Raw genomic sequence first — 23,047 nt, 5'->3', positions numbered from 1 at the left:
CTTTTGATCACGCGGTCATGACCATGGATGCTCACCGGCCGTTCTGCCGGTTTACTCTGATAGGTTCAAATTCACGATTACCAGGTGATCCGGTCATAAACGGTAACGGCGTGCCAGGGGAACTATCTCATTTTCTTTGTTATTGTTATCGTTGTTGATGAATTCGTGAATTCACTCTTTGCACAATGATTCTCGCAATGATGACCAGGTTCCTGAAATTCAGTGTCATGCCGCTGCTGGCCGTGATGATGTTCGTGGCGATCACTCCTGTCCGAGGTGAATCGGTGCAAATCCGGAGCATGTCGCTGAAGGGGAGTGTCAATCCCGGTAGCGCAGCATACTTTCTTCGTGTGCTCGACGAGGTGAACCGGGAGAACGGCACCTTGCTGCTGGTTGAACTCGATACGCCAGGTGGGCTTGTCGCTTCGCTTCGCCAGATGGTTCAGGGGGTGATGGCTTCACGGGTGCCCGTGGTGGTCTATGTCGCGCCGTCCGGGGCGCAGGCGGCTTCGGCGGGGGCGCTGCTTTTGCTTTCATCGCATGTGGCGGTGATGGCTCCGGGCACCGAAACCGGTGCGGCGCATCCGGTCGATATAAGCGGCGGCGGCGAGAAGGAAAGTGTGATGGGCAAGAAAATCGAGAACGACCTCGCAGCCTTTGCCCGCAGTCTTGCGCAAAAGCGTGGCCGCAGTCCCGAATGGGCTGAGCGGGCCGTGCGGGAGAGCATCGCATCGACGGCATCGGAAGCGCTCGCGGCGGGCGTGATCGATACCGTGGCGGCAAACCGTAAGGAGCTGCTCGCCTTTCTCGACGGACGCAGGGTGCAGACGACGGCCGACGAAGTGACGATTCACACCGAAAATGTGCCGGTCAAAGAGGCCGCGCCCACCTTCGGCGAAGAGGTGATGATGACCATCGCCAATCCCAATATCGCTTATTTCCTTCTGCTGCTTGGTCTTGTCGGACTCTGGTTCGAACTCTCGACCCCCGGCGCGATCATCCCCGGCGTGGCCGGAGCGATTGCTCTCGTGCTCGGCGCGTGGGCCATGCAGCTTCTGTCGGTCAACGTCACCGGCCTCCTGCTTATTCTGCTTGCCATCCTTTTTTTCGGACTTGAAATCTTCGTCGTCAGCAGCGGAGCGCTCGCTATCGCCGGTCTGGTCGCGCTTTTCATCGGTTCGGTCATGGTGTTCAATCAACCGGAGATCGGGCTGGTGATAAACTGGTGGGTTTTTCTGCCTCTTTTTCTTTCATTTTCGGCGACAGTCCTGTTACTTGTCTTTGTGGTGCTTCGCTCAACGCGGAAGAAGGTGCTCTCCGGCATGGAGGGGCTTGTTGGTGAAACAGGTACTGTTGAACGTGCTATCGGAGAGGGCAAGGACGGCAAGGTGTTCGTGCATGGCGAGTTGTGGGATGCTTCGGCATCCGGCCCGGTTTCTGCCGGAGCGCGGGTCGAGGTGACGCGGGTCGAGGGGATGAAACTCAACGTGAAACAAATCAACAGGGAGGGGTGATATGCTTTCGATGAATATCCTGGTTTTACTGGTGCTTGCGGTGGCGTTTTTCGTCTCCGCAGTCAAGATTATGCCTGAATACGAGCGGGCGGTCATTTTCCGGCTTGGCCGGATCATCGGGGCCAAGGGGCCGGGCCTCATCATTCTGATTCCTTACATTGACCGGATGGTGCGGGTCGATCTGCGCACCGTGACGCTCGATGTGCCTCCGCAGGACATTATCACCCGCGACAACGTCTCGGTCAAGGTGAGCGCCGTGGTCTATTTCCGGGTGCTCGACCCGATCAAGGCGATCATCGATGTGGCCGATTTCCACTTCGCCACCTCGCAGCTTGCCCAGACGACCCTGCGCAGCGTTTGCGGTCAGGGCGAGATGGATAATCTGCTTGCTGAGCGTGACGAGATCAATGAACGCATCCAGTCCATTCTCGACAAGGATACCGCGCCTTGGGGTGTGAAGGTCGGCAAGGTCGAGGTGAAGGAGATCGATCTTCCCGAGGAGATGCGCCGGGCCATGGCCAAGCAGGCCGAGGCCGAACGGGAGCGCCGCTCGAAGGTCATCAACGCCGAGGGTGAGTACCAGGCGGCGCAACGCCTGGCTGATGCGGCGGAAATCATCACGCAAAATCCGGCAGCCTTGCAGTTGCGTTACCTCCAGACATTGCGTGATATCGCAACCGAAAACAACTCGACCACGATTTTCCCGGTACCGGTGGACCTCATCAAGATGTTTTTCGAAAAGAAATCCTGAACCGTTTTTTTCAACCATCAAACGATATGGCCATGATTACCATCAAGTCGATTCTCTGCCCGATGGATTTTTCCGACGCATCGAAGAGTGCGTACCGGTATGCTTGTGAGTTTGCCAAATCGATGGGATCAAAGGTGATACTGCTCAACGTGATCGAGCCCCGGCCGATAGCCGCGGAGATGAGCCTGACCTATATCCCGCTGGAAGAGGATCTTGCTGCCGCCGCAAAGGAAGATTTCGTTCCGCTGGTCGAAGAGGCCAAATCGATGGGGATCGATGTGAGCGCCGATGTCATCGTCGGTATGCCAGCCGAGGTGATACTCCAGCAAATTGTCGATTTCGATGTGAGTCTTGTTATCATGGGTTCGCACGGCAAGACGGGCCTTAGCCGCCTCTTGATGGGCAGCGTTGCCGAAGCGGTGATACGAAAAGCTGTCGTTCCCGTGCTTATTGTCAAGGCGAATGAAAAGGAGTTTATCAGCGAAAGGTAGGGGGGGGGCTGATCGGTTGGATCAGAATGATCCATCTGATCCGACCGATCTGCGGAAAGCCCTCAGCAGCTCCGTGGCTCCGGTGAATGGGCTGAGGCTTCCGGCGAGCACTTGCTGCTCGACCTCTCCTTTTGCTGTTTTGACTTGTGGGGCGCGGTAGAACTCGCGTTTCAGGCGCTCTTCGGCGATGGCGTGGAGCAGGTGGCGCAGCTGCTCCCGGCGCTGTTCGCTCCACTCGCCGCTTTGTTGCATGGCTGCGGCAAACGCTTCGACAGTTTTCCACACTTCGCTGACGCCTGAGCCTTCGAGGGCGGAGGTCAGCAGCACCTTCCGTTTCCATCCCGAATGCTTCTCCGGCAGGAGCCGGAGCGCCGACTCGAAATCGGCTTTAGAGTTTTCGGCGATTGTCTGCCGTCCGGAGTCCGCCTTGTTGACGGCCACGAGGTCGGCGATCTCCATGATGCCGCGCTTGATGCCTTGCAGTTCGTCGCCGGAGCCGGGGAGCATGAGCAGCAGGATGAAGTCGACCATCGAATTGACCACGATTTCCGACTGACCGACGCCAACCGTTTCGACGATAACCACGTCGTATCCGGCGGCTTCGCAGAGCAAAATCGTTTCGTGCGTGCGGGGCGAGGTGCCGCCGAGAAAGCCCGAGGAGGCCGAGGGGCGGATGAAGGCTTCCGGGTGGGCGGCGAGCTGCTCCATGCGCGATTTGTCGCCAAGGATGCTGCCCTTCGAGCGCGAGCTGCTGGGGTCGATGGCGAGCACCGTGACCCGCTTGCCCTGTCGGACGAGGTCAAGGCCGAGCGCTTCGATGAAGGTGCTCTTGCCCGCACCCGGCGCTCCGGTGATGCCGATGCGGATCGAGCTGCGTCCACCTCCGAGGCAGCGGTCGAGAATCTCGTGCGCCAGCCGCTCGTGCTCCGGGCGGCTCGACTCGACCAGCGTGATGGCGCGGCTCAGAAGGTGGCGGTCGCCGTTCCTGATGCCCTCGACGAACTCCTCGACTGTCGGTTCATGTCGCTGTCTGCCGCTCATCGCCTCGTCCTTTTCGACTATTGGTGATGCTCGAGCAGCAATGCGAGCAGCTTGATGGCTGCTTCGGCGGTCACCGTGCCGGGGCCGAAGACGCCCGCGACGCCGCATTCGTAGAGGTAGTCGTAGTCGCGTTCCGGGATGACGCCGCCCGCGATCACGAGAATGTCGCTGCGCTTTGCCTCTTTCAATCCTTCCACCACCTGCGGCACCAGCGTTTTGTGACCGCCCGCGAGGCTTGAAATGCCGACGATGTGCACGTCGTTGTCGAGCGCCTGCCGGACGACTTCCTCCGGCGTCTGGAAGAGCGGCGAAATATCGACGTCGAAACCGATGTCCGCAAATGCGGCGGCAATCACCTTTGCGCCGCGATCATGCCCGTCCTGGCCGACCTTGGCCACGAGGATGCGTGGGCGGCGGCCTTCGTATTCGGCGAACGAATCGGCAAGCTCGCGGGCCTGCAAAAAGAGGCTGTTGTCCTGCATCTGCGACTGGTAGATGGTGGTGTTGAGGTTCGTGGTCGCGCGGTAGCGTCCGTAGATTTTTTCGAGCGCTGAAGAGATTTCGCCGAGCGTGGCGCGCTTGCGGGTGGCCTCGACCGAGAGGGCGAGCAGGTTGCCTTCACCGGTTTCGGCGCACCGTTCGAGCGCTTCGAGCGCCGTGTGAACCGCCTCGCCATCGCGCGTTTGCTTCACCTCATCGAGGCGGGCAAGCTGCTGGCGAAGCACGGCGGTGTTATCGACTTCGAGCAACTCGATCTCCGTCCGGTGCTCCGTGCGGAAGGCGTTGACGCCGACGATGGTCTCCTTGCCGCTGTCGATTCGCGCCTGCTTGCGTGTGGCGGCCTGCTCAATCTGCATTTTCGGCAGCCCCTGTTCGATCGCCTTCACCATGCCGCCAGCGGCTTCGATCTGTTCGATGATCGCCCACGCTTTTTCGGCGAGCTGGCGCGTCAGCTCCTCGACGTAGTATGAGCCGTTCCACGGGTCGATGGCGCGGGTGATGTCGGTCTCATCCTGCAAGTAGAGCTGCGTGTTGCGGGCGATTCGCGCCGAAAAGACCGAGGGCAAGGCGATGGCTTCGTCGAGTGCGTTGGTGTGCAAAGACTGCGTGTGGCCGAGTGCGGCGGCCATCGCCTCGACGGTCGTGCGGGCGACGTTGTTGAACGGATCCTGCTCGGTGAGGCTCCAGCCGGAGGTCTGGCAGTGTGAGCGCAGCATGAGCGATTTCGGGTTTTTCGGCTCGAACTTTGCGACGATTTTTGACCAAAGCAGTCGCGCAGCTCGGAGCTTCGAGATCTCCATGAAGTAGTTCATGCCGATGCCCCAGAAGAACGACAAGCGCGGCGCGAAGGCGTCGATGTCGAGGCCGGCGTCCAGGCCCGTGCGGATGTACTCCAGGCCGTCGGCCAGCGTGAAGGCGAGTTCCAGGTCGGCAGTCGCCCCCGCCTCCTGCATGTGGTAGCCCGAAATGCTGATGGAGTTGAACTTCGGCATCCGCTCGCTCGTGAACCGGAAGATGTCGGCGATACTCTTCATCGACGGCTCCGGCGGGTAGATGTAGGTGTTACGCACCATGAACTCCTTGAGGATGTCGTTCTGGATGGTGCCTGTCAGCTTTTCCGGCGCGACGCCCTGCTCCTCGGCGGCCACAATGTAGAAGGCCATCACCGGCAGCACCGCGCCGTTCATGGTCATCGACACCGAGATGTCGCCGAGCGGAATGCCGTCGAAGAGAATCTTCATATCCTCGACCGTGTCGATGGCCACGCCCGCCTTGCCGACGTCGCCGACGACACGCGGGTGGTCGGAGTCGTAACCTCGGTGGGTTGGCAGATCGAACGCGACCGACAGCCCTTTCTGGCCAGCCGCGAGGTTCTGGCGGTAGAAGCGGTTCGACTCTTCGGCGGTCGAAAAGCCCGCGTACTGCCGGATCGTCCACGGCCTCGACGTAAACATGCTGGCGTATGGCCCGGCGATGAAGGGCGGGAATCCCGGCGCGAAGTCGGGCGTTGGCTCTGCCGGAGCTCCATAGCTCGCGTGAACCGCAATGCCCTCCGGCGTGGCCCAGGTTTTGCCGCCAGTTTGCCGCGTTGCCGGATCAGCTACCGCGAATGGATCGATGCGCGAAAAGTCGGGTCTCATAGCACTCCGGTTTTGTGTTGCAGCGAAAGCAGGTTGGCGAAAGCGTCGCATCCGGTATAGATGAACCGGTCGAGTCCCGCTTTGAGCAGCGTTTCTGCGTTTTCGGGTGGCTTGGCCGCCATGACGATAACCGTCTCCTTGCGCAGCTCCTGAATCGTTTCGCAGACTTTCGAGACGCTCGCGAGATCGCTCTGGCCGCTCCAGCAGAGAACGACGATGTCAGGTTCATCCCGGAGTAGTGCGCGGCAGTTGCAGGTTTCGGGATTGAGCGTCACGGCTGGCAGCATCTCGAATCCTCCGGCACGCAGGAAATCCTCGGCAAACGCAGCCACGCGCTGGCTTTTCGACGGCTCGCCGTGAAGCCACAACGCAGCGCGAGGCGTCGTACCTCCGGCGGCGGTGTGCGCAATCATGCGCATCCGCAGTTGCTCGAACAAATCGGAGGTCGCATCGCTTTTTTGCAGCGCCGCTACCACTTCGGGCGATGGCGGCACGGTGTAGCGGTTGATGCCAACCAGCGTCCGGCGGCGGGTGTTGATCGCCTTGCGCCGCACGTCTGCCGCCGGGGCGATCATCGCCGTGACGCTTCCGCTCGCCTCGGCAGCGCGGAGGCCGCCATCGGCTTCGATCTGTTGGAAAAGCTTCCAGCTTTCGCGGCAGAGCGTGGCGGTCAGGGTTTCGATGTAGTACGAACCGGCGGCGGGATCGATGACGTGGCCGAGGTTCGACTCCTCGCGGAGCAGGAACTGGATGTTGCGAGTAATCCGCTCCGCAAACTCCATGCTGACCGAACCGGCAGGGTCGAACGGTGCGAGTTGCAGCGTGTCGCATCCGCCGAGAATCGCCGCGAGCGCTTCAGTCGAGAGGCGCAGGATGTTGGTGTAGGGATCGAGCGTCGAGATCGAGCGGATCGAGGAGCGCACGAACAGGCGCGGCTCAGACATCGCATTCGCCGGAACTCCATATGCAGAAAGGAGTTGCGGCCACATCGCGCGAATTGCCCGTAGTTTTGCGAGTTCGGGGAAGTGGCTGGTTCCGTTGGCGAAGACGATCTCGATAGCTGCCGCAGCTTCGGCGGCATCGACCCCTGCGTCGGTGAGACGGCTCAGGCAATCGCTCACGCCTGCCAGCGCGATGGCCAACTCCTGTGTGATGGTTGCGCCGGATTCGTGGAAGCGCACCGTATCGATGGCAATCGTGCGGAATCCGGAGCGTTTCAGCTCCGCTGTCGTCAGCGGAAGGTCGGCATCCGGATTCGCGAGCGCGTCGAAGAGTAAGGTGCCGGAGTTCGAGGCGAAGCCGGGCAGCGCCGAGAGCGAGTCGAGCAGCTCCGCCGGATCGCCGATGGCTCCCGAAAAATAGAGCGCCACCCGCGCCAGATCGATTGTCCGGAGCGCTTCGAGCAGCCGCGCTACTTCGCCGCTCTCCGGCACCTCATCGAAGCGCAGCTCGATGGCGTTTGCGCCTCCCGCTACGGCTTCGTCGAGCAGTGCCGGATCGTCCAGGATCTTGCTGGCCGAAATCTGCTGGCAGATTCGCCAGCGGTTCGTCGAGCGCCGGAACGGCACCTCGGGCGCGGGCGCGGCGGTCTGGCGGTTGTGCCACGGCTCCATCGTGAAGCCATCGGGAGTCTTCCAGACGATCTTCGAATAGTCCGCGCCTTTCAGCTCTTCGATCACTTTCGATTTCCACTGTTCGTAATCGACGGCGGGAAATCCCGAAAACAGCGATTCAGTTTCGTTCATCGGTCAGATGGTTCAGCTCTCCTGGTGGAGCGCATGGTTGTCGATGATTCCGGCGATGCGGTCCTTCAGTTCGAGTGGGTGGGCTACCATATCAACGAACCCTTTCGACTGAAGCCAGCCGGTGGTCTGGAACTCTTTCGAGGTCTTTTTGCCGGTGTACTGCTCGATGACGCGCTTGCCCGAAAAACCGATGTTGCCCGCGTTGTGCTCGAAAATCCTGATGCCGCGCGAGCCGAAGCCGATGGCCACGCCGCCGAGCGTCGGATCGGTGACGATGGTGATGACCGGCAGTCCGGCCTGCTCGACGAGCGAAAGCGCGAGGTGAATCTTCGGAATGCTCACCATCGAGGAGCACCCCTCGTGCATTCGTGCGCCGCCGCCCGCTGCCTGGATGATGAGCGGGCGGCGATTCTCGATGGCGATTTTCGAGGCTCGCCAGATCTTTTCGCCGGTGGACATGCAGAACGAGCCGCCAAGGAAGCCGAAGCTGGTGGCGCAGAGCACCACTTCGCGGCCATCGACTGTGCCGTTGCCGGTGATGAGTGCCGTTGTCATACCGTTTTTTTCACGCGCCTCGCGGAGCTTGTCGGCATATTCCGGGAAATCGAGAATGTCGCGGTCAACGATGTAGCGCGTCTCCGGGTGCTCGGCAAACGAATTCTCGTCGAGCAACAGGCCGATGTAGTCGTGTGCGGTGAGCCGGGTGTAACGGAAGCCGCAGATGCAGCAGACGAAGTTGTTCGCGAGCAGCTTGCTGTAAAGCACCGGATCGACGATTTGCTGTTTTTCACCGTTCCGGCAGCGCTTGTGGCGGGCGATGAAAAGGTTCCGCTCCGGCTTCGGGATGAAGTTCGAGACCTGTTTTTCGTATCTCACGATCTCCTCCTCGGTGGTCGTCTCCCACTGGCCGATCTTCTGCCAGCGCTCGATGCGGCGATGCTGAAGCGATTCGGCGGGCGCTTTGCCGAACGCCTCAATCCAGCGTCCGACGGTTTCCCTGAACGACTCGCGAGCTTCGCTTGGAAAGCGGTGCGCCGGGCCTGCCGGTTCGGGAATCAGCTCGTCCACGATTCCGTTTTTCAGCCCCTTCTTCGAGGTGATCTGTGAAATTTCCGCCGCGAGGTTTGCCTTGTCTCGCGTGCGGAATAGAATTGAAGAACACGCTTCTGGCGAAATGACCAGGTAGGTCGAGTACTCCATCGCGAGCACCGCGTCGCAGCCGGTCAGGGCGATGGCCCCACCGCTACATCCGCGATTGATGATGACCGAGATGGTCGGCACGGTCGCTTCTGCGAGCGCCTGCATGCAGCGTCCGATTTTCCAGGCGATACCTCCGGCTTCCGACTCCTCGGTCGGGTCGGCTCCGGCGGTGTCGATCACCGTGATGACGGTGCGCCCTTCGCGTTCTGCGATGGCGATGGCATCGACCGCTTTTGCGTACGCAGCGGGGGTCGGCATGCCATGGTTCCATTTTCTGACCTCAGATTGATCCTGCATGATCCGGGTCAGTTCGCCAAAATCGGAGGTCAGCCCGGACTGCTGGCCGATGAGCATCACCGGCCAGACCTTGCCGTTGCGCAGGAGTTCGGCGCGGTGTGTCTGGATCAGGCAACTGCCGTGAAGATCGTTCGCAAGGCACTCCTCCACGTTGTCGAACACCGCGAGGTAGTCGAGGTACTTCGGGCGTTCGGGGTGAAACGAGAGCTGGTATTTTTCATATTCCGACAACCGTTCGATGGAGTCGGCGCTGTAGCTGAACCCTTTTGTTTTCTCGAAAGGCAGGAAGAAGTGTTTCACAGGCAATGGACGGATTAATGATCTCGGGTTTGGGGCACGTCTAAAAACTTGTTCCGAGCCCCGATTGCTGCGTTGGGTGGTGCTCGAAATCCTCACGTACTCTCAGCACGCTCCGGTTTCTGCGCTTTAGCCGCCTTGTACTCGTTACTCTCACGACACTTTTTAGAGTGTACCCTTCGGTTCAACGAATTCGACAAGCACGCGGCTGGTATCGCGGGGATGGAGGAAGACAATCTTCTTGCCGCCCGCGCCTGCCGACGGTTCGCCGAGGGAGGTGATGTCAAGGGCAGAGACCCGTTTGGCCTCTGCGTCCACGCCATCGGTCGCCAGGGCGATGTGGTGCATGCCAGCGCCGTTCTTCGAAAGGAATTTAGCAATCGGGCCGTCATCGCCAAGCGGTTCGAGCAGTTCGATTTTTGTCTCTCCTATGGGGATGAACGCTGCTCGCACCTTTTCGGATGGCACCTCGTGGATCGTGACCGTTGAGCGGTCACATCCGAGCAAGTTCACCCAGGTGTCGATGGCGCTGTCGAGATGCTCAACCGCTATGGCGATGTGGTCGATTCTGTGGATCATGATGACAGTTCAGTGGTTACGCTGATGTTTTCGCGTAGCCGATGGTCTGGAGCGCCTCCCTGATTTCGTCGAGGATTGCCGGATCGTCGATGGTCGGCGGTATGGTGTAGGCCTCCGAGTTGGCGATCTTGCGCATCGTGGCGCGGAGGATTTTGCCTGACCGGGTCTTCGGCAGGCGCTTGACGATGATCGCTTGCTTGAACGAGGCGACCGGGCCGATGTTCTCGCGCACGTACTCGATGACGTGTTTGACGATCATCTCCGGCGGCGTGTCGACGCCCGATTTGAGCACGAGGAATCCCAGCGGCACTTCGCCCTTGAGGTCGTCGTGCACACCGATCACCGCGCTTTCGGCCACGTCGGGATGCTCGCACAGCTCCGCCTCGATGGCGCCGGTCGAGAGGCGATGGCCCGCGACGTTGATGATGTCGTCCGTGCGCGACATGATATAGATATATCCATCCTCGTCGATGTAGCCGGCGTCGCTGGTCTGGTAGTAGCCGGGGAAGCTCTTCATGTAGCTCTCGACGAAGCGGATATCGGCCCGCCACAGGGTAGTCATCGTGCCAGGCGGCAGTGGCAGTTTCACCACGATGTCGCCCATCGTGCCGGGTGGCAGCTCTTCGTGCGCCTCGTTGAGCACCTTCACGTCGTAGCCGGGCACTGCTTTCGACGCCGAGCCGTACTTGACCGGGCCGGGTTCGATGCCTTGGCAGTTGGCCGCGATGGCCCAGCCGGTTTCGGTTTGCCACCAGTGATCGATCACCGGCACCTGGAGCTGCTTTTCGGCCCAGCGCACCGTGTCGGGATCGGCTCGTTCACCGGCGAGGAAGAGCGTCCGGAACTTCGAGAAGTTGTAGCGGCGGATGTAGTTGCCCTCGGGATCCTCCTTCTTGATCGCCCGGAAGGCGGTCGGTGCAGTGAAAAGCACCGAAACGTCATGTTCGCTGATGATACGCCAGAAGGTACCGGGATCGGGGGTGCCGACCGGTTTGCCCTCGAAGACGATGGTCGTGCAGCCGTGCAGGAGCGGCGCGTAAACGATGTAGGAGTGGCCGACCACCCAGCCGACGTCGCTCGCCGCCCAGAAAACCTCGCCAGGTTTGACGTTGTAGACGCTTTCCATCGTCCATTTCATCGCCACCATGTGGCCGCCATTGTCGCGCACGATGCCCTTCGGCTGGCCGGTGGTGCCGGAAGTGTAAAGAATATAGAGCGGATCGGTTGCTTCCACCGGCACGCATTGTGCTGGTGCGACGCCGAGCAGCGCCTGCTTCCAGGTCATGTCGCGCTCTTCGTTCAGCTCCGCCCTGAGCTGTTCGCGCTGATGGATGATGCAGATCTCCGGCTTGAAGTGGGCCAGCTCGATGGCGAAATCGAGCAGGCGTTTGTAGTCGATGATCTTGCCGTGCTCGATGCCGCAGGAAGCCGAAACGATCACCTTCGGCTTGCAGTCGTCGATGCGCACGGCCAGCTCGTGTGATGCGAAGCCGCCGAAGACCACCGAGTGGATTGCGCCGAGCCTGGCGCAGGCGAGCATCGCCACGAGTGCTTCGGGAATCATCGGCATGTAGATGATGACCCGGTCGCCCTTGCGCACGCCGCGCGCCTGAAGCGCACCGGCAAACAGCGCCACCTTGTCGCGGAACTCGCGGAAGGTGAACTTTTCGATGGTGCCGGTGACGGGGCTGTCGTAGATCACGGCGGTCTGGTTGCCGCGGCCTTCATCGACGTGCCGGTCGAGCGCGTTGTAGCAGGTGTTGGTGACGCCGCCGGCGAACCAGCGGTAGAACGGCGGATTCGAGTCGTCGAGCACCTTGTTCCACGGCTTGTACCAGTGGAGATTTTCTGCAAGTGTGCCCCAGAACTCTTCCGAGTTTTCAATCGACTGACGGTGAACGTCGCTGTAGCGTGGTGACATACTGCAAGCCCCCTTGAACTATGAGGTTAATGATGGTAAGGGAGAGACGGACTGCCGGATGACGGAGCTGCGCAAGAAGGAGAGCTGCTGTAAATCCTGCATGTCCTCGAATGGCTGGATGTTGATCTGAAAACTAATGGTAACGAAAATAACAGATTACATCAATGGAAAGATTGTCGTGTTGTCTTGTGATTTCAATAGAGTCGTTCGGCCGCTTCACCTCGATCTACCGGACGAAGCAGGTTGAACAGATTTATCAGATCGGCTACGGAGAGCGCTTCCGCTCGTAGTTTGAGCGTGGATTCCGGTACTCCTGAAGTGTCGTAGTACTCCTTCAGGTTGTTCTGGAGCGTTTTCCTTCGTTGATGAAAAACTCTTCGCACAAAGAGCCGGAAGCCTTCGCTGTCTTCGACCGGATCGTGCGCTTTCGGCACCATGCGGATGACGGCGCTGTCCACCTCCGGTCGTGGCTTGAAGACGGCTCGGCCTACCTTGAACAGATATGTCACGTCACAGAACGCCTGCATCTGTACGGCGAGGATGCCGTACTCCTTCGTGCCGGGCGCGGCGGCGATGCGCTGGGCGACTTCGTGCTGCATCATCAGCGTTGCCGAGGCGATGAGGTGCCGGTTGTCGAGCAGGCGGAAGAGGATCGGGCTGGTGATGGAGTAGGGAATGTTGCCGAGCACCAAGAGTTTGCCGCCAGCTGCCAGCGGCTCGAGCGGCACTCTGAGGAAGTCGCCCTCGATCAATTCGATCTGCGGGTGCTCCTCACGGATGAAACGCGCCAGTTCAGGGTCCTTCTCGATGGCGGTAAAGGAGGGGATCACTTCGAGAATCGCCGTCGTCAGAGCGCCGAAGCCGGGGCCGATCTCCAGCACCCGGTCGCCCTTCCTGATGCCCGATTCACGGACAATCTTCTTCGGGATGTTCCTGTCGAGCAGGAAGTTTTGGCCTAATTTTTTTTTGCCGCTATATGCGTATGCTTATATTCAACTTTCGTCATCGGAATGGGCTTTGTGATCGCAACTCAATATCAATGGCGGGGTTAACCCGGCAGGCACTCAGGTACTGCATAACTTTTTCAAATTTAAGGTATTCTGTCATTAATGGGAGAGAAAATTACCATCGAACAGACCGCGAAGTATTCTTCACGGGGCAACAAGGCCACCCGCACGGGATTCGGCGAGGCGCTGCTTGAAGCCGGCCGCGAGAATCCGTCGGTTGTCGCTCTCTGCGCTGACCTGACCGGCTCGCTGAATATGAACCTCTTCCGTAACGAGTTTCCGGAGCGCTTCATCCAGACCGGCATTGCCGAGGCGAACATGATCTCAATGGCCGCCGGCCTGGCCACCACCGGCAAGATTCCCGTGGCGTCGAGCTTCGCTGTGTTCGCGACCGGCCGCGTCTTCGACCAGATCCGCCAGTCGGTCTGTTACTCCAATCTCAATGTCAAAATCTGCGCTTCGCACGCTGGCCTTACCCTCGGCGAAGATGGCGCGACTCACCAGATTCTCGAAGATATCGGCCTGATGCGCAGCTTGCCGCGCATGACCGTCGTGGTGCCGTGCGACTACAGCGAAACAAAACGTGCCACCAAAGCGATCATTGAGCACAAAGGCCCGGTCTATCTGCGTTTCGGACGTCCGAATGTGCCGGATTTCACCGTTGATGAGGACGGCTTTGAGATCGGCAAGTCCATTGAGCTGAACCCCGGCAAGGACGTCACGGTCATCGCTTGCGGCATCATGGTCTGGAAGGCGCTCGAAGCGGCCAGAATCCTTGAAAAAGAGGGCGTGTCGGTGCGCGTCATCAACATGCACACCATCAAGCCGATCGACACACTGGCCATCGTGCGCGCAGCCAACGACACCGGCGCAATCGTCACCGCCGAGGAGCATCAGATGTACACCGGTCTTGGCGAAGCGGTAGCCAACGTTTGCGCCCGCAACATTCCCGTGCCGATCGAGATGGTTGCCGTGGAGGATACCTTCGGCGAATCGGGCAAGCCGGACGACCTGCTCCGCAAGTACAAGCTCACCACCGAGGATATTCTGGAGAAAATTTACCTCGCGCTGCGCAGGAAAGACTAAGCTTTGATCGGTCGGATCAGACAGATCAGTTTGATCCGATCAATCTAAAAACACGACCGCAACCCCAAGGAGAACTACCACGATGGCGATGCCCAATTTTGGCGATATGATGAAGCAGCTTCAGGAGGCTGGCGCGAAGATGCAGGATGTGCAGAAGCAGCTTGAAAAGCTTGTCTCCGAGGGCGAGGCTGGTGGCGGCATGGTCAGGGCGAAGGTCAACGGACGGCAGAAGCTGCTTGAACTCACCATTGATCCCGAGATCATGGATGATGTCGATATGGTGCAGGATCTTGTCGTGGCTGCCGTGAACAAGGCGCTCGAAGCATCGGCGCAGCTTGCGCAGAGCGAAATTCAGAAAGCAGCCAGTGGCATGATCAACCCTGCCGACCTGATGAAGCAGTTCGGCGGTCAGGGATAATCTCTCCGGTTCATGCGTTACAGCTCAGGAGCCGTTGAGGCGCTTATCGAAGAGTTCGCGAAGCTGCCCGGCATTGGCCGCAAGACAGCCCAGCGCCTCACCATGCATGTGCTGCACGAACGGCGCTCCGAGGTCGAAAAGCTTGCCAGCGCACTGATCGACGTCAAGGAGAAGGTGATCCGCTGTTCGGTTTGCCAGAACATCACCGATCTCGGCGTTGACCCCTGCCACATCTGCACTTCGACCGGGCGCGATCGCACGGTCATCTGCGTCGTCGAATCGCCCACCGAGGTGCTCGCCTTCGAGAAAACCGGACACTACAAAGGATTGTACCACGTGCTGCACGGGGTGATTTCGCCGCTCGACGGCGTTGGCCCCGACGACATCAAGGTGCGCGAGCTGATCGCCCGCATTGGCGTGGATTCGACCGGCGGCGTGCGCGAAGTGGTGCTCGCGCTCAATCCCACCGTCGAGGGCGAAACGACATCACTGTACATCAGTAAACTGCTCAAACCGCTCGGCATCAACGTCACCCGCATCGCCAGAGGCATTCCGGTCGGCGCGGAACTCGAATTCATCGACGAAGCGACACTCTCGCGGGCGATGGAGGGGCGCTCGGCCATTTGAGCCGCCGCAGTTGCAATAACAGTTATTCAGTCATACTCGTTAGTAATGAACGGAGAGAAAAAAAAGGTTTTGATCATCGGTGGCGGACTTGCGGGTCTCACCGCCACCAAGCGGCTCGTTGATCGCGGATTTCAGGTCAAGGTGCTCGAAAAACGCCCTATCTATGGCGGCAAGGTTTCGGCCTGGAAAGACGAAGAGGGAGACTGGATCGAGTCCGGCACCCACTGCTTTTTCGGCGCGTACAGCGTGCTCTATGATCTCATGAAGGAGATCAAGACCTACCATGCCGTCAGCTGGAAGGAGCACCAGCTCACCTACACGCTCGAAGGGGGCAACAGCTTCACCTTCAACACCTGGGACCTGCCCAGCCCGCTGCACCTGCTTCCGGCGATCATCAAGAACGGCTACTTCACCATCGGAGAGATGGCCTCTTTTTCGAAATCGCTCATTCCGCTGGCGCTCCAGAAAGCCAACTACCCGCCGACGCAGGATCATCTGACCTTCGCCGAGTGGGCCGAGCAGAAAAAATTCGGCAAGCGGCTGATGGAAAAGATGTTCCGCCCGATGGCGCTCGCGCTTAAGTTTATTCCGCCGGAGGAGATTTCGGCCAAGATCATTCTCGACGTCACCGAGACCTTCTACCGCATTCCCGATTCGTCGTGCATGGGCTTCCTGAAAGGTTCGCCGCAGGAGTACCTGCACCAGCCGCTCGTCGATTATTCGACGCAGCGGGGCGCGGTGTTCCAGAACAACATCACGGTGGATGAGCTGCTTTTCGACGGCCAGCAGATTCGCGGCGTGCAGTTGCGCAATGGCGAGATTCTCGACGCGGACTACTATGTCGCGGCGCTGCCGATCCACAATCTCTGCAAAGTGCTGCCGTCGTCGCTCAAGCAGCACGACCGCTTTTTCGGCGATCTCGACAGGCTCGAAGGGGTGCCGGTCATCTCGGTGCAGCTCTGGTACGACAGGGAGATCACGCCGATCGACAACGTGCTCTTCAGCCCGGACGGCGTCATTCCGGTTTACGCGAACCTCTCCCGCACCACGCCCGACTACCGCACGCTGCGCGGCGAGCGCTTCGAGGGCAAGACGCGCTTCGAGTTCTGCGTCGCCCCTGCGCGTGAGCTGATGGGGCTGACCAAAGAGGAGATCATCGCGCGGGTTGACCGGAGTGTCCGGGCTAACTTTCCGAAAGAGTCGCAGGGGGCGAAAATCCTCAAGTCCACGCTGGTCAAGATTCCCCGTTCGGTCTATGCGCCGCTGCCTGGTATGGAGCAGTACCGCCCGACGCAGAAGACGCCGGTCGGCAACCTCTTCATCGCGGGCGGATTTTCGCAACAGCTCTATTACGATTCGATGGGTGGGGCGGTGATGAGCGCCAATCTGGCGGTCGATGCGCTTGTGAAGGCGGCTTCGGGGAACGGCCATTGAGTCTCGAAAAATTTCCTGAAACTTTTCGATAACGTTTTAAATTTGTTCTTTTTGTCAATTTAAATGTTATCTTTGCATTCCTGTTTGAATGATCCTCGGGTCATCAGGCCCTTGTAGCTCAGTGGATAGAGCAGCAGTTTCCGGAACTGAAGGTCGGCAGTTCGAATCTGTCCAAGGGCACAAGGTTCAACAGGGCACTATCGGGGTGTGGCTCAGCTGGTAGAGTGCTGCGTTCGGGACGCAGAGGTCGTGGGTTCGAGTCCCGCCACCCCGACACCAAAGGCGGTTACAGCAGGTACTGTAGCTGCCTTTTTCTTTTCTGTCCGGACCGGATGGATTAGTACATCCGCTTTGGCTTTTGAGACAGCCTTTTCACCCCTCACTCCTCGAAATCGAACAGGCCTCCACTCGAAGATTTCGCTTTTTTCGGACTCCGCATAACCTCCGGCACGGCGGGGAGTTCGTCGGCGCGGAAGCAGTCGCTGGTGAGGATGCCATCGAGCAGTGCGGCCTGGGCGGGGTAGCCGTCGATGGTGGCTTCGAGCACCCAGAGCAGTTCGGTGGTGAACTGGCTTGTCCAGCGTTCGGGGCGAATGTCGTCGAGCGGCGAGGATTTTTTGCCCGCCCCTTTCTTCATGCGGTACTTCAGCCACGACTGCACCACTTTCAGTCCCGACACTTCAAACGCCAACACATCCTGCGAAACGGGCGTGAACTCGCCGCCGCCGACGTGCAGCGTGTGCGTTGCTTCGTTGTACTCGAACTTTTCGGGATAGCCATCGGCGTCGCCGGGTACGGCTTTGGTGCATCTTGCCGCGCCGCTCGGCACCTGCCCGCTTTTCCGGCCATCAGGCACGTAGCGCTCGCCGTAGGTGTGCAGCCAGAGCAGCTTTGCGCCGATGCGGCGCGCCTGCTCGAACAGCTCGCCGTCTTTGGTGAGCGGCACGCGCAGCTCGCGGGTTTCGAGTTCTTTGTGGAACTGCGCCGTGAATGCCGGTTGCGCCAGCACGCCATAGACGTATGCGAGAAAATCTTCCGGTGTTACCGTGCGCCCGTACGCTGAGCCCAGCAGGTCGAGCAAGCCCGGCAGAATGTTCGCCTCCGAAGCGTTGGAAGTTCGGTAGAGGGGGATTGCCGCTTTCGCGCCATACGATCCACGAAAATGATGAGATACTCCCCAAAAATAGGACGGCTGGTTAAATTGGATCAACAAAAACCCAGCAGTCACTATGAAACAAACACGCCGCAAGTTTACGCCTGAATTCAAAACAAAGGTCGTCCTGGAAGCCCTCAGTGAACGGCTTCCCATGGCAGAACTCGCCCAGAAGCATGAGCTTCATCCGAACCAGATCACTCAATGGAAACGGGAGTTCCTCGACAAGGCCTCCGATGTCTTTTCGAAAGGTGAAAAGGCTAGGAAAACCGAGCAGGATTATCAGCAGGAGAGCGAAGAACTCTACAAAACCATCGGCCAATTGAAGGTTGAGGTCGACTGGCTCAAAAAAAAATTGCAGTCGTAAAATCGCTCTCGGAACGACGCTCCATGGTTGAGAAAGAACATAGCGGTATGAGGTACTCCCCAGTTATAGGACAGCTATCGAGAGAAAATAAGTTTGTTCATGCGGCTTTCGGAATCAGTCGTTTATTGGCAGAATAGACTTTTGCCGGAACCTGACCATCAAGCGCTTTGTGGCGACGAACCGTGTTGTAGTCGTTGAACCAATGCTTCAGGCCTTTGTAGAGTTCGAGACCATCGGCTGGTGGGTTCAGGTAAATGTACTCATACTTGACGCTCCGCCATAACCGTTCGATGAAGACGTTGTCAATTGCTCGGCCTTTGCCATCCATGGAGAGTGCAGACTTGGACTCTGTGATGACGGCTTCGGCAAAGACCTCGCTGGTGAACTGGCTGCCCTGATCGGTGTTGAGAATCTTGGGTGCCCCGTGCAACCGCACGGCTTCAAGCAAGACCTCGGCACACCATTTGGCATCCATGGTATTCGACACCGACCAGTTCAGCACATAGCGGCTTTTCAGGTCGATGATGGCCATCAGGTACATGAATCCATGGGCCATCGGCACATAGGTGATATCAGTTGCCCAAACATGGTCGCTGTGCTTGATCGCAAGTCCCCGGAGCAGATACGGATAGACCTTATGGCCCGGCGCCGGTTTCGAGGTGTTCGGCTTGGGGCCGATGGCTTCCAGACCCATAAGGCGATAGAGCCGCCGTACCCGTTTGAGGTTGATCTTGTAGCCTTTGTCCATACTCAGCCATTGCCACATACGGTAAACGCCGTAGTATGGCCTCAGCAGGTACTGCTCATCAATCAGCCGCATGAGCTCACGATTCAGCTTCGAGGTCTTTATCGGCTGATAATACAGGCCTGATCGGTGGATCGAAAGCAGGTCGCACTGGCGTTGCATGCTGATACCGCTATGTTCTTTCTCAACCATGGAGCGTCGTTCCGAGAGCGATTTTACGACTGCAATTTTTTTTTGAGCCAGTCGACCTCAACCTTCAATTGGCCGATGGTTTTGTAGAGTTCTTCGCTCTCCTGCTGATAATCCTGCTCGGTTTTCCTAGCCTTTTCACCTTTCGAAAAGACATCGGAGGCCTTGTCGAGGAACTCCCGTTTCCATTGAGTGATCTGGTTCGGATGAAGCTCATGCTTCTGGGCGAGTTCTGCCATGGGAAGCCGTTCACTGAGGGCTTCCAGGACGACCTTTGTTTTGAATTCAGGCGTAAACTTGCGGCGTGTTTGTTTCATAGTGACTGCTGGGTTTTTGTTGATCCAATTTAACCAGCCGTCCTATTTTTGGGGAGTATCTCAGTTGTCGTTAGTTCCGGCAGAGTATTTCAAGAAGCTGAAAAACACCGATGGAATCTGGGAAGTTCGGGTGACGCAAGGTAACAATGAGTTCCGGCTGCTTGGCTTGTTCGATGACGGCAATCTGGTGATTTTGATCAATGGGTTCGCCAAGAAATCGCAAAAAAACTTCGCCTGAACAGATAGCGTTGGCGGAACAACGAAAGAGTGAATATCTAAGGAGAAAAAGCAATGGATGACCTGCAACGTGCAATCGAGAAGCGCAAACACACCGATCCTGAATTTGCCGAGACCTTCGATAAAGGTTATGAGGAGTTTAAAATCGGAGTGCTTTTAAAAGAGGCGAGAAAGAATACTGGATTTACCCAGGAAGCGTTAGCCAAAAAATTGAACACCCGGAAGTCGGCGATTTCGAGAATTGAGAATCACGCCGATGACATCCGGCTCTCGACGCTGTATAACTATGCAGAAGCGTTGGGTAAAAAACTTCACGTTACAATTCAGTGAGGGTGCCGCTTGTCAATGCTCAGCCGCCAGCCATCGATGATTTCCCGCATGGGTGCATAGCGTTCGCTCAAGTGTGTCGATGTGTTGCCGATGTCGTTGTGTTACCGACGGCCGATCTGAAGGTCATAATGCGTCACGTTTTTGTTTGCTACGGGTTTTAGGAATATTTTTTGTGCTTAGAATCGTCAATTAAAAAATTATTGAAATGGATCAAAAAATAATAGATAAGCTTAAGCAGCTGCTATCGTTGTTGACAGAAAAACAGCGAGCTGAAGATATTATAGAAATAACAAGAGAAGATGAAATGATTTTCCAACTTTTAGAGAGTCAAGGTAACGAATGTATCTCATACTCCATAAAGTCTTTTAATTCTGGATATCTGTCTGAAAGCGAAGGGGCTATTTGTTTTTGGAGTAAAAACTTGAGTGGAAATTGGACTGTTAATTCGTTTAACATAAATAGAATGCTGAATGCAAATTGGGAAAAAGAATGATGTCCATAAAAAAAGGCTAAAGTGATAACTTTTTTTATGTGTATGCTATTGCAAATGCACTTCGCTTTTGGCAATCGCGCATACATTATCGACTGTTCTGATTCACATTTCTCTTTCCATCAGCCCATACACTCCCCCCCCTCCAACTTAACAACACATTTGAGTTTCGAGCCGAAACGGAACTATATTGCGTCTTGAAGTCCGCCAGCGGAGCCGACGAGGTGTCGATGCGGCGGTCATCTGAAAGAAATTCTTTAAGTCTCAATAAAATAGTGTTTTACGTGCTCTTATGATTCTTGTTATAGACAATTACGACTCGTTTACTTACAACCTTGTCCAGTACATCGGCGAACTCGGAGCCGAGGTGGCGGTGTACCGGAATGATGAACTCACCGTCGAACAGGCGCTGGCGCTGAAGCCGGAGAAGATCGTCATCTCTCCGGGGCCAGGGACGCCTGCCGATGCGGGCATCTCCATTCCGCTCATCAACGCCGTCAAAGGCAAAATTCCGCTCTTCGGCGTTTGCCTTGGCCACCAGGCTATCGGCGAAGCACTCGGCGGCAAGGTCGTCCGCGCCGGGCAGATCATGCACGGCAAGACCTCGCAGATTTATCACGACGGCAAAGGTGTGTTCCGCGGTCTTTCCAATCCTTTTACGGCAACCCGTTACCACTCGCTCGTCGTTGAGCGCGAAAGCCTGCCAGCAGAGCTTGAAATCACGGCATGGACTGAAGACGGCGTCATTATGGGTCTCCAGTCCAGCGAATTCGGCCTGTACGGCGTGCAGTTCCATCCCGAATCGATCATGACCTCCGTCGGGCACGACCTCATCAGGAACTTCCTCGAACTCTGATTGCCACATGAACGACCACGAACGCAAACAGCAGGGGTGGACCGTACCGCCACCGAAACCCTTTACTTCGGAAGAGTTATCGCTCCTGCCGGGCAGAGAGTTCATGGCCGACGGCTGGCGGGTGTTCAAGATCATGGCCGAGTTCGTCAACGGATTCGAAACCATGTCGCACATCGGCCCGGCGGTCACGGTGTTCGGCTCCACAAGGGTCAAAGAGGGTGACGCCGAGTACCAGCTTGGCGAAACGATGGGAAAGCTGCTCGCCGAAACCGGATTTGCCGTCATCACCGGTGGCGGCCCCGGCGCGATGGAGGCGGCCAACAGGGGAGCGCAGAGCAAAGGGGGGGCATCGGTTGGCTTCAACATCAAACTGCCCAACCAGCAGCGCCCGAACCGCTACATCGATTACGACAAACTCGTCACCTTCGAGTACTTTTTCATTCGCAAGGTGATGTTCCTCAAATACTCGCAGGCCTTCATCGTGCTGCCGGGCGGCTTCGGCACGCTCGATGAACTTTCCGAGGCGATTACCCTCATTCAGACCGGCAAGAGCCAGAAATTTCCGGTCATCATGATGGGCGCCGACTACTGGGGCGACTTCTACGGCTGGATCAAAAAACGGATGCTCGACGAAAACGGCTTCATTAGCGAGTCAGACCTCGACTTCATCTTTATCGAGGATGATCCTGCCAAGGTCATCGAAATCATTCTCAGCTTCTATCCCGAAGGGTACAGCATCAACTTTTAGTCTGGTACTCCATTCGCCCTCACGCTACCGCATTGCGTTTCGATTTTGAGGCGAATTTTTTTTAACGGGGTAAAAATTTTTGGCATTGCATCCTTTTCTCAATGCGATGAATTGTTTATCCTGTTAAATTATTCACGATTGTTATTTGTTGCCCATTCGGCCAATACTTTTCTTTCGTGTTCGGTCATCCTGATCGGCGGAAATCCCGGAATCGCGCCGTGTGCGGACAGGCCGTCCGAACCGGCGAGTCTGGATGCCGCTCTTGCGATCTCGCGGCGATCCGCGTCCGGAAGTGCGTCGAAGCGCGCAAAGTTCAGTGCATTGCGGGCCTGCCGGACTTTGCCGGTGACATACCACGAGAGCGGTGCGATGTAAGCGGTTTGCGGCCATCTTGTTTCGCTGGAGTGGCAGTCGAAGCAATGCGATTTCAGAACGGCAAGTACGCTGACAGGAATTTGCGACGGCAGTTTCGAGGGCTGATCGATCCGGCTCAGCGGGATGAACTGGATCAGAATCGATGCGATGATGATCCAGCCGGCGACGATGCCGCTTTTGTTATTCATTTTGTTCGCAGCCATTGAAAAATCTGAGAGTTATGGAGTGGTAACAAGGTTAAAAGAATTTGTAATACATTACAAGGTACCGGTGTTTCTTGCCGGGTAGGGTTTGGATTTGCCCCGTAACCGGTTCTCACTTTTACTCAACACCATCAAGAAAACAAGTTATCGATGATTTTTCCATGTGAAAAAGCTGTATGGTACTATCTGCCACAAATCAGGGCGGATCTGGCCAAAGAGCTGGTAAAAACGGGCATGACTCAGTCCAGTGCTGCCAAAATGCTGGGGGTCACGCCGGCGGCGGTCTCTCAGTATCTGCACAAAAAGCGAGGCGGGCAGAACATCAAGTCCCGCGTGTACAAGCAGGAGATTGGTAACGCCGTGGACAAGCTCCGTGACGGCGCGGCAGAACCGGAGTTGTACTCCATTGTCTGCAAATGTTGTCAGATACTGAAAAAAGACGATACGGAAATCGGTGGCAGTTGTGGAGATGGAACAGCAGGTTGAAT

The 23,047-nt window shown here is 57.5% G+C and carries 24 protein-coding genes, 2 tRNA genes and 1 pseudogene; 16 read left to right on the top strand and 11 right to left on the bottom strand.

The window, feature by feature from the left end:
- Positions 1–197 precede the first annotated feature (197 nt).
- Genes NY406_RS06520 through NY406_RS06510 form a run of 3 tightly spaced genes read left to right on the top strand, consistent with a single transcriptional unit; the run spans position 198 to position 2,756 of the window.
- Positions 198–1,514 carry an NfeD family protein gene (locus tag NY406_RS06520; protein WP_260533310.1) on the top strand — a complete coding sequence of 439 codons (1,317 nt, stop codon included), beginning with the start codon at positions 198–200 and terminating at the stop codon, positions 1,512–1,514.
- 1 nt (position 1,515) lies between these two features.
- Complete coding sequence (locus NY406_RS06515) at positions 1,516–2,265, top strand: slipin family protein (protein ID WP_260533309.1); 750 nt, start codon at positions 1,516–1,518, stop codon at positions 2,263–2,265.
- 32 nt (positions 2,266–2,297) lie between these two features.
- A complete protein-coding gene (locus NY406_RS06510; RefSeq protein ID WP_260633761.1) occupies positions 2,298–2,756 on the top strand; it encodes a universal stress protein in 459 nt (152 codons plus the stop codon).
- A 21-nt stretch (positions 2,757–2,777) separates the two neighbouring features.
- Here the strand turns inward: NY406_RS06510 and meaB are convergent, their stop codons facing one another.
- From meaB to rsmA, 7 genes and pseudogenes are all read right to left on the bottom strand, one after another.
- Positions 2,778–3,797: a methylmalonyl Co-A mutase-associated GTPase MeaB gene (gene meaB / locus NY406_RS06505; protein ID WP_260533308.1), complete on the bottom strand. Its 1,020-nt coding sequence runs from the start codon at positions 3,795–3,797 to the stop codon at positions 2,778–2,780.
- Positions 3,798–3,814: 17 nt separating this feature from the next.
- The gene (scpA, locus tag NY406_RS06500; protein WP_260533307.1) at positions 3,815–5,938 is read right to left on the bottom strand and encodes a methylmalonyl-CoA mutase; all 2,124 of its coding nucleotides are present in this window, start codon (positions 5,936–5,938) and stop codon (positions 3,815–3,817) included.
- Entirely contained in the window at positions 5,935–7,683 is a 1,749-nt protein-coding gene (locus NY406_RS06495; RefSeq protein ID WP_260533306.1) for a methylmalonyl-CoA mutase family protein, read from the bottom strand. Before NY406_RS06495 ends, scpA begins: the two co-directional genes overlap by 4 nt.
- A 12-nt stretch (positions 7,684–7,695) precedes the next feature.
- Positions 7,696–9,480 (bottom strand): carboxyl transferase domain-containing protein, encoded by a 1,785-nt coding sequence (locus NY406_RS06490; protein ID WP_260533305.1) that lies wholly within the window; start codon positions 9,478–9,480, stop codon positions 7,696–7,698.
- A gap of 162 nt (positions 9,481–9,642) precedes the next feature.
- The gene (gene mce, locus NY406_RS06485) at positions 9,643–10,056 is read right to left on the bottom strand and encodes a methylmalonyl-CoA epimerase (RefSeq protein WP_260533304.1); all 414 of its coding nucleotides are present in this window, start codon (positions 10,054–10,056) and stop codon (positions 9,643–9,645) included.
- A gap of 16 nt (positions 10,057–10,072) precedes the next feature.
- The gene (locus NY406_RS06480) at positions 10,073–11,977 is read right to left on the bottom strand and encodes a propionyl-CoA synthetase (RefSeq protein ID WP_260533303.1); all 1,905 of its coding nucleotides are present in this window, start codon (positions 11,975–11,977) and stop codon (positions 10,073–10,075) included.
- Positions 11,978–12,171: 194 nt separating this feature from the next.
- Positions 12,172–12,983: pseudogene (gene rsmA, locus NY406_RS06475) on the bottom strand (16S rRNA (adenine(1518)-N(6)/adenine(1519)-N(6))-dimethyltransferase RsmA).
- Positions 12,984–13,086: 103 nt separating this feature from the next.
- On the opposite strand from rsmA, the gene NY406_RS06470 reads away from it, so the two are divergent.
- The 6 genes from NY406_RS06470 to NY406_RS06445 all read left to right on the top strand — a co-directional run bounded on the left by NY406_RS06470 (position 13,087) and on the right by NY406_RS06445 (position 16,823).
- Positions 13,087–14,070: a transketolase family protein gene (locus NY406_RS06470; RefSeq protein ID WP_260533302.1), complete on the top strand. Its 984-nt coding sequence runs from the start codon at positions 13,087–13,089 to the stop codon at positions 14,068–14,070.
- A gap of 82 nt (positions 14,071–14,152) precedes the next feature.
- Positions 14,153–14,488 (top strand): YbaB/EbfC family nucleoid-associated protein, encoded by a 336-nt coding sequence (locus NY406_RS06465; protein ID WP_260533301.1) that lies wholly within the window; start codon positions 14,153–14,155, stop codon positions 14,486–14,488.
- A gap of 12 nt (positions 14,489–14,500) precedes the next feature.
- Positions 14,501–15,115 (top strand): recombination mediator RecR, encoded by a 615-nt coding sequence (gene recR / locus NY406_RS06460; protein WP_260533300.1) that lies wholly within the window; start codon positions 14,501–14,503, stop codon positions 15,113–15,115.
- A 45-nt stretch (positions 15,116–15,160) separates the two neighbouring features.
- On the top strand, positions 15,161–16,549 hold the full coding sequence (locus NY406_RS06455) for an FAD-dependent oxidoreductase (protein WP_260533299.1): 1,389 nt from the start codon (positions 15,161–15,163) through the stop codon (positions 16,547–16,549).
- 107 nt (positions 16,550–16,656) lie between these two features.
- Positions 16,657–16,729: transfer RNA gene (locus NY406_RS06450), tRNA-Arg, on the top strand.
- A gap of 21 nt (positions 16,730–16,750) precedes the next feature.
- A tRNA-Pro gene (locus NY406_RS06445) sits at positions 16,751–16,823 on the top strand.
- Between the two features lie 105 nt (positions 16,824–16,928).
- On the opposite strand, the gene NY406_RS06440 is transcribed toward NY406_RS06445, so the two are convergent.
- Positions 16,929–17,858, bottom strand: a complete 930-nt coding sequence (locus NY406_RS06440; protein ID WP_260533298.1) for a type ISP restriction/modification enzyme — start codon at positions 17,856–17,858, stop codon at positions 16,929–16,931.
- Here NY406_RS06440 and NY406_RS06435 point away from each other — a divergent pair.
- Entirely contained in the window at positions 17,779–18,069 is a 291-nt protein-coding gene (locus NY406_RS06435; RefSeq protein ID WP_260533189.1) for a transposase, read from the top strand. The genes NY406_RS06440 and NY406_RS06435 overlap by 80 nt on opposite strands.
- Before the next feature lie 97 nt (positions 18,070–18,166).
- Here NY406_RS06435 and NY406_RS06430 read toward each other — a convergent pair whose 3' ends face one another.
- Both NY406_RS06430 and NY406_RS06425 read right to left on the bottom strand, forming a co-directional pair.
- Positions 18,167–19,006: an IS3 family transposase gene (locus tag NY406_RS06430; protein ID WP_260533150.1), complete on the bottom strand. Its 840-nt coding sequence runs from the start codon at positions 19,004–19,006 to the stop codon at positions 18,167–18,169.
- 23 nt (positions 19,007–19,029) lie between these two features.
- The gene (locus tag NY406_RS06425) at positions 19,030–19,320 is read right to left on the bottom strand and encodes a transposase (RefSeq protein ID WP_260533189.1); all 291 of its coding nucleotides are present in this window, start codon (positions 19,318–19,320) and stop codon (positions 19,030–19,032) included.
- Here NY406_RS06425 and NY406_RS06420 point away from each other — a divergent pair.
- The 5 genes from NY406_RS06420 (at position 19,241) to NY406_RS06400 (ending at position 21,981) form a co-directional block, all read left to right on the top strand.
- Positions 19,241–19,558 (top strand): type II toxin-antitoxin system RelE/ParE family toxin, encoded by a 318-nt coding sequence (locus tag NY406_RS06420; protein WP_260533297.1) that lies wholly within the window; start codon positions 19,241–19,243, stop codon positions 19,556–19,558. The two genes, NY406_RS06425 and NY406_RS06420, sit on opposite strands and share 80 nt — an antisense overlap.
- A 53-nt stretch (positions 19,559–19,611) precedes the next feature.
- The gene (locus NY406_RS06415; protein WP_260533296.1) at positions 19,612–19,887 is read left to right on the top strand and encodes a helix-turn-helix domain-containing protein; all 276 of its coding nucleotides are present in this window, start codon (positions 19,612–19,614) and stop codon (positions 19,885–19,887) included.
- Between the two features lie 205 nt (positions 19,888–20,092).
- Entirely contained in the window at positions 20,093–20,380 is a 288-nt protein-coding gene (locus tag NY406_RS06410) for a hypothetical protein (protein ID WP_260533295.1), read from the top strand.
- A gap of 289 nt (positions 20,381–20,669) precedes the next feature.
- Positions 20,670–21,233, top strand: a complete 564-nt coding sequence (locus tag NY406_RS06405) for an aminodeoxychorismate/anthranilate synthase component II (RefSeq protein ID WP_260533294.1) — start codon at positions 20,670–20,672, stop codon at positions 21,231–21,233.
- Between the two features lie 7 nt (positions 21,234–21,240).
- Complete coding sequence (locus NY406_RS06400) at positions 21,241–21,981, top strand: TIGR00730 family Rossman fold protein (RefSeq protein ID WP_260533293.1); 741 nt, start codon at positions 21,241–21,243, stop codon at positions 21,979–21,981.
- A gap of 128 nt (positions 21,982–22,109) precedes the next feature.
- Here NY406_RS06400 and NY406_RS06395 read toward each other — a convergent pair whose 3' ends face one another.
- Positions 22,110–22,544, bottom strand: coding sequence for a heme-binding domain-containing protein (locus NY406_RS06395; protein WP_260533292.1), 435 nt, complete (start codon positions 22,542–22,544; stop codon positions 22,110–22,112).
- Positions 22,545–22,709: 165 nt separating this feature from the next.
- Here NY406_RS06395 and NY406_RS06390 point away from each other — a divergent pair, with 165 nt between their 5' ends.
- Complete coding sequence (locus tag NY406_RS06390) at positions 22,710–23,045, top strand: transcriptional regulator (RefSeq protein WP_260533291.1); 336 nt, start codon at positions 22,710–22,712, stop codon at positions 23,043–23,045.
- The last annotated feature ends 2 nt before the right edge of the window (positions 23,046–23,047 follow it).

It is taken from the genome of Chlorobaculum sp. MV4-Y (genome assembly GCF_025244685.1).
Taxonomy (GTDB): Bacteria; Bacteroidota; Chlorobiia; order Chlorobiales; family Chlorobiaceae; genus Chlorobaculum.
Note: the sequence above shows the minus strand (reverse complement) of the source record. Positions and strands in the feature narration are given on the sequence as shown.

Excerpts from the sequence above, each read along its gene's own strand:
- NY406_RS06520 (WP_260533310.1), top strand. The coding sequence starts at position 198 with ATGATGACCAGGTTCCTGAAATTCAGTGTCATGCCGCTGCTGGCCGTG.
- NY406_RS06515 (WP_260533309.1), top strand. The coding sequence starts at position 1,516 with ATGCTTTCGATGAATATCCTGGTTTTACTGGTGCTTGCGGTGGCGTTT.
- NY406_RS06510 (WP_260633761.1), top strand. The coding sequence starts at position 2,298 with ATGATTACCATCAAGTCGATTCTCTGCCCGATGGATTTTTCCGACGCA.
- meaB (WP_260533308.1), bottom strand. The coding sequence starts at position 3,797 with ATGAGCGGCAGACAGCGACATGAACCGACAGTCGAGGAGTTCGTCGAG.
- scpA (WP_260533307.1), bottom strand. The coding sequence starts at position 5,938 with ATGAGACCCGACTTTTCGCGCATCGATCCATTCGCGGTAGCTGATCCG.
- NY406_RS06495 (WP_260533306.1), bottom strand. The coding sequence starts at position 7,683 with ATGAACGAAACTGAATCGCTGTTTTCGGGATTTCCCGCCGTCGATTAC.
- mce (WP_260533304.1), bottom strand. The coding sequence starts at position 10,056 with ATGATCCACAGAATCGACCACATCGCCATAGCGGTTGAGCATCTCGAC.
- NY406_RS06480 (WP_260533303.1), bottom strand. The coding sequence starts at position 11,977 with ATGTCACCACGCTACAGCGACGTTCACCGTCAGTCGATTGAAAACTCG.
- NY406_RS06470 (WP_260533302.1), top strand. The coding sequence starts at position 13,087 with ATGGGAGAGAAAATTACCATCGAACAGACCGCGAAGTATTCTTCACGG.
- NY406_RS06465 (WP_260533301.1), top strand. The coding sequence starts at position 14,153 with ATGGCGATGCCCAATTTTGGCGATATGATGAAGCAGCTTCAGGAGGCT.
- recR (WP_260533300.1), top strand. The coding sequence starts at position 14,501 with ATGCGTTACAGCTCAGGAGCCGTTGAGGCGCTTATCGAAGAGTTCGCG.
- NY406_RS06455 (WP_260533299.1), top strand. The coding sequence starts at position 15,161 with ATGAACGGAGAGAAAAAAAAGGTTTTGATCATCGGTGGCGGACTTGCG.
- NY406_RS06435 (WP_260533189.1), top strand. The coding sequence starts at position 17,779 with ATGAAACAAACACGCCGCAAGTTTACGCCTGAATTCAAAACAAAGGTC.
- NY406_RS06440 (WP_260533298.1), bottom strand. The coding sequence starts at position 17,858 with ATGGGAAGCCGTTCACTGAGGGCTTCCAGGACGACCTTTGTTTTGAAT.
- NY406_RS06430 (WP_260533150.1), bottom strand. The coding sequence starts at position 19,006 with ATGGTTGAGAAAGAACATAGCGGTATCAGCATGCAACGCCAGTGCGAC.
- NY406_RS06420 (WP_260533297.1), top strand. The coding sequence starts at position 19,241 with ATGGGAAGCCGTTCACTGAGGGCTTCCAGGACGACCTTTGTTTTGAAT.
- NY406_RS06425 (WP_260533189.1), bottom strand. The coding sequence starts at position 19,320 with ATGAAACAAACACGCCGCAAGTTTACGCCTGAATTCAAAACAAAGGTC.
- NY406_RS06415 (WP_260533296.1), top strand. The coding sequence starts at position 19,612 with ATGGATGACCTGCAACGTGCAATCGAGAAGCGCAAACACACCGATCCT.
- NY406_RS06410 (WP_260533295.1), top strand. The coding sequence starts at position 20,093 with ATGGATCAAAAAATAATAGATAAGCTTAAGCAGCTGCTATCGTTGTTG.
- NY406_RS06405 (WP_260533294.1), top strand. The coding sequence starts at position 20,670 with ATGATTCTTGTTATAGACAATTACGACTCGTTTACTTACAACCTTGTC.
- NY406_RS06400 (WP_260533293.1), top strand. The coding sequence starts at position 21,241 with ATGAACGACCACGAACGCAAACAGCAGGGGTGGACCGTACCGCCACCG.
- NY406_RS06395 (WP_260533292.1), bottom strand. The coding sequence starts at position 22,544 with ATGAATAACAAAAGCGGCATCGTCGCCGGCTGGATCATCATCGCATCG.
- NY406_RS06390 (WP_260533291.1), top strand. The coding sequence starts at position 22,710 with ATGATTTTTCCATGTGAAAAAGCTGTATGGTACTATCTGCCACAAATC.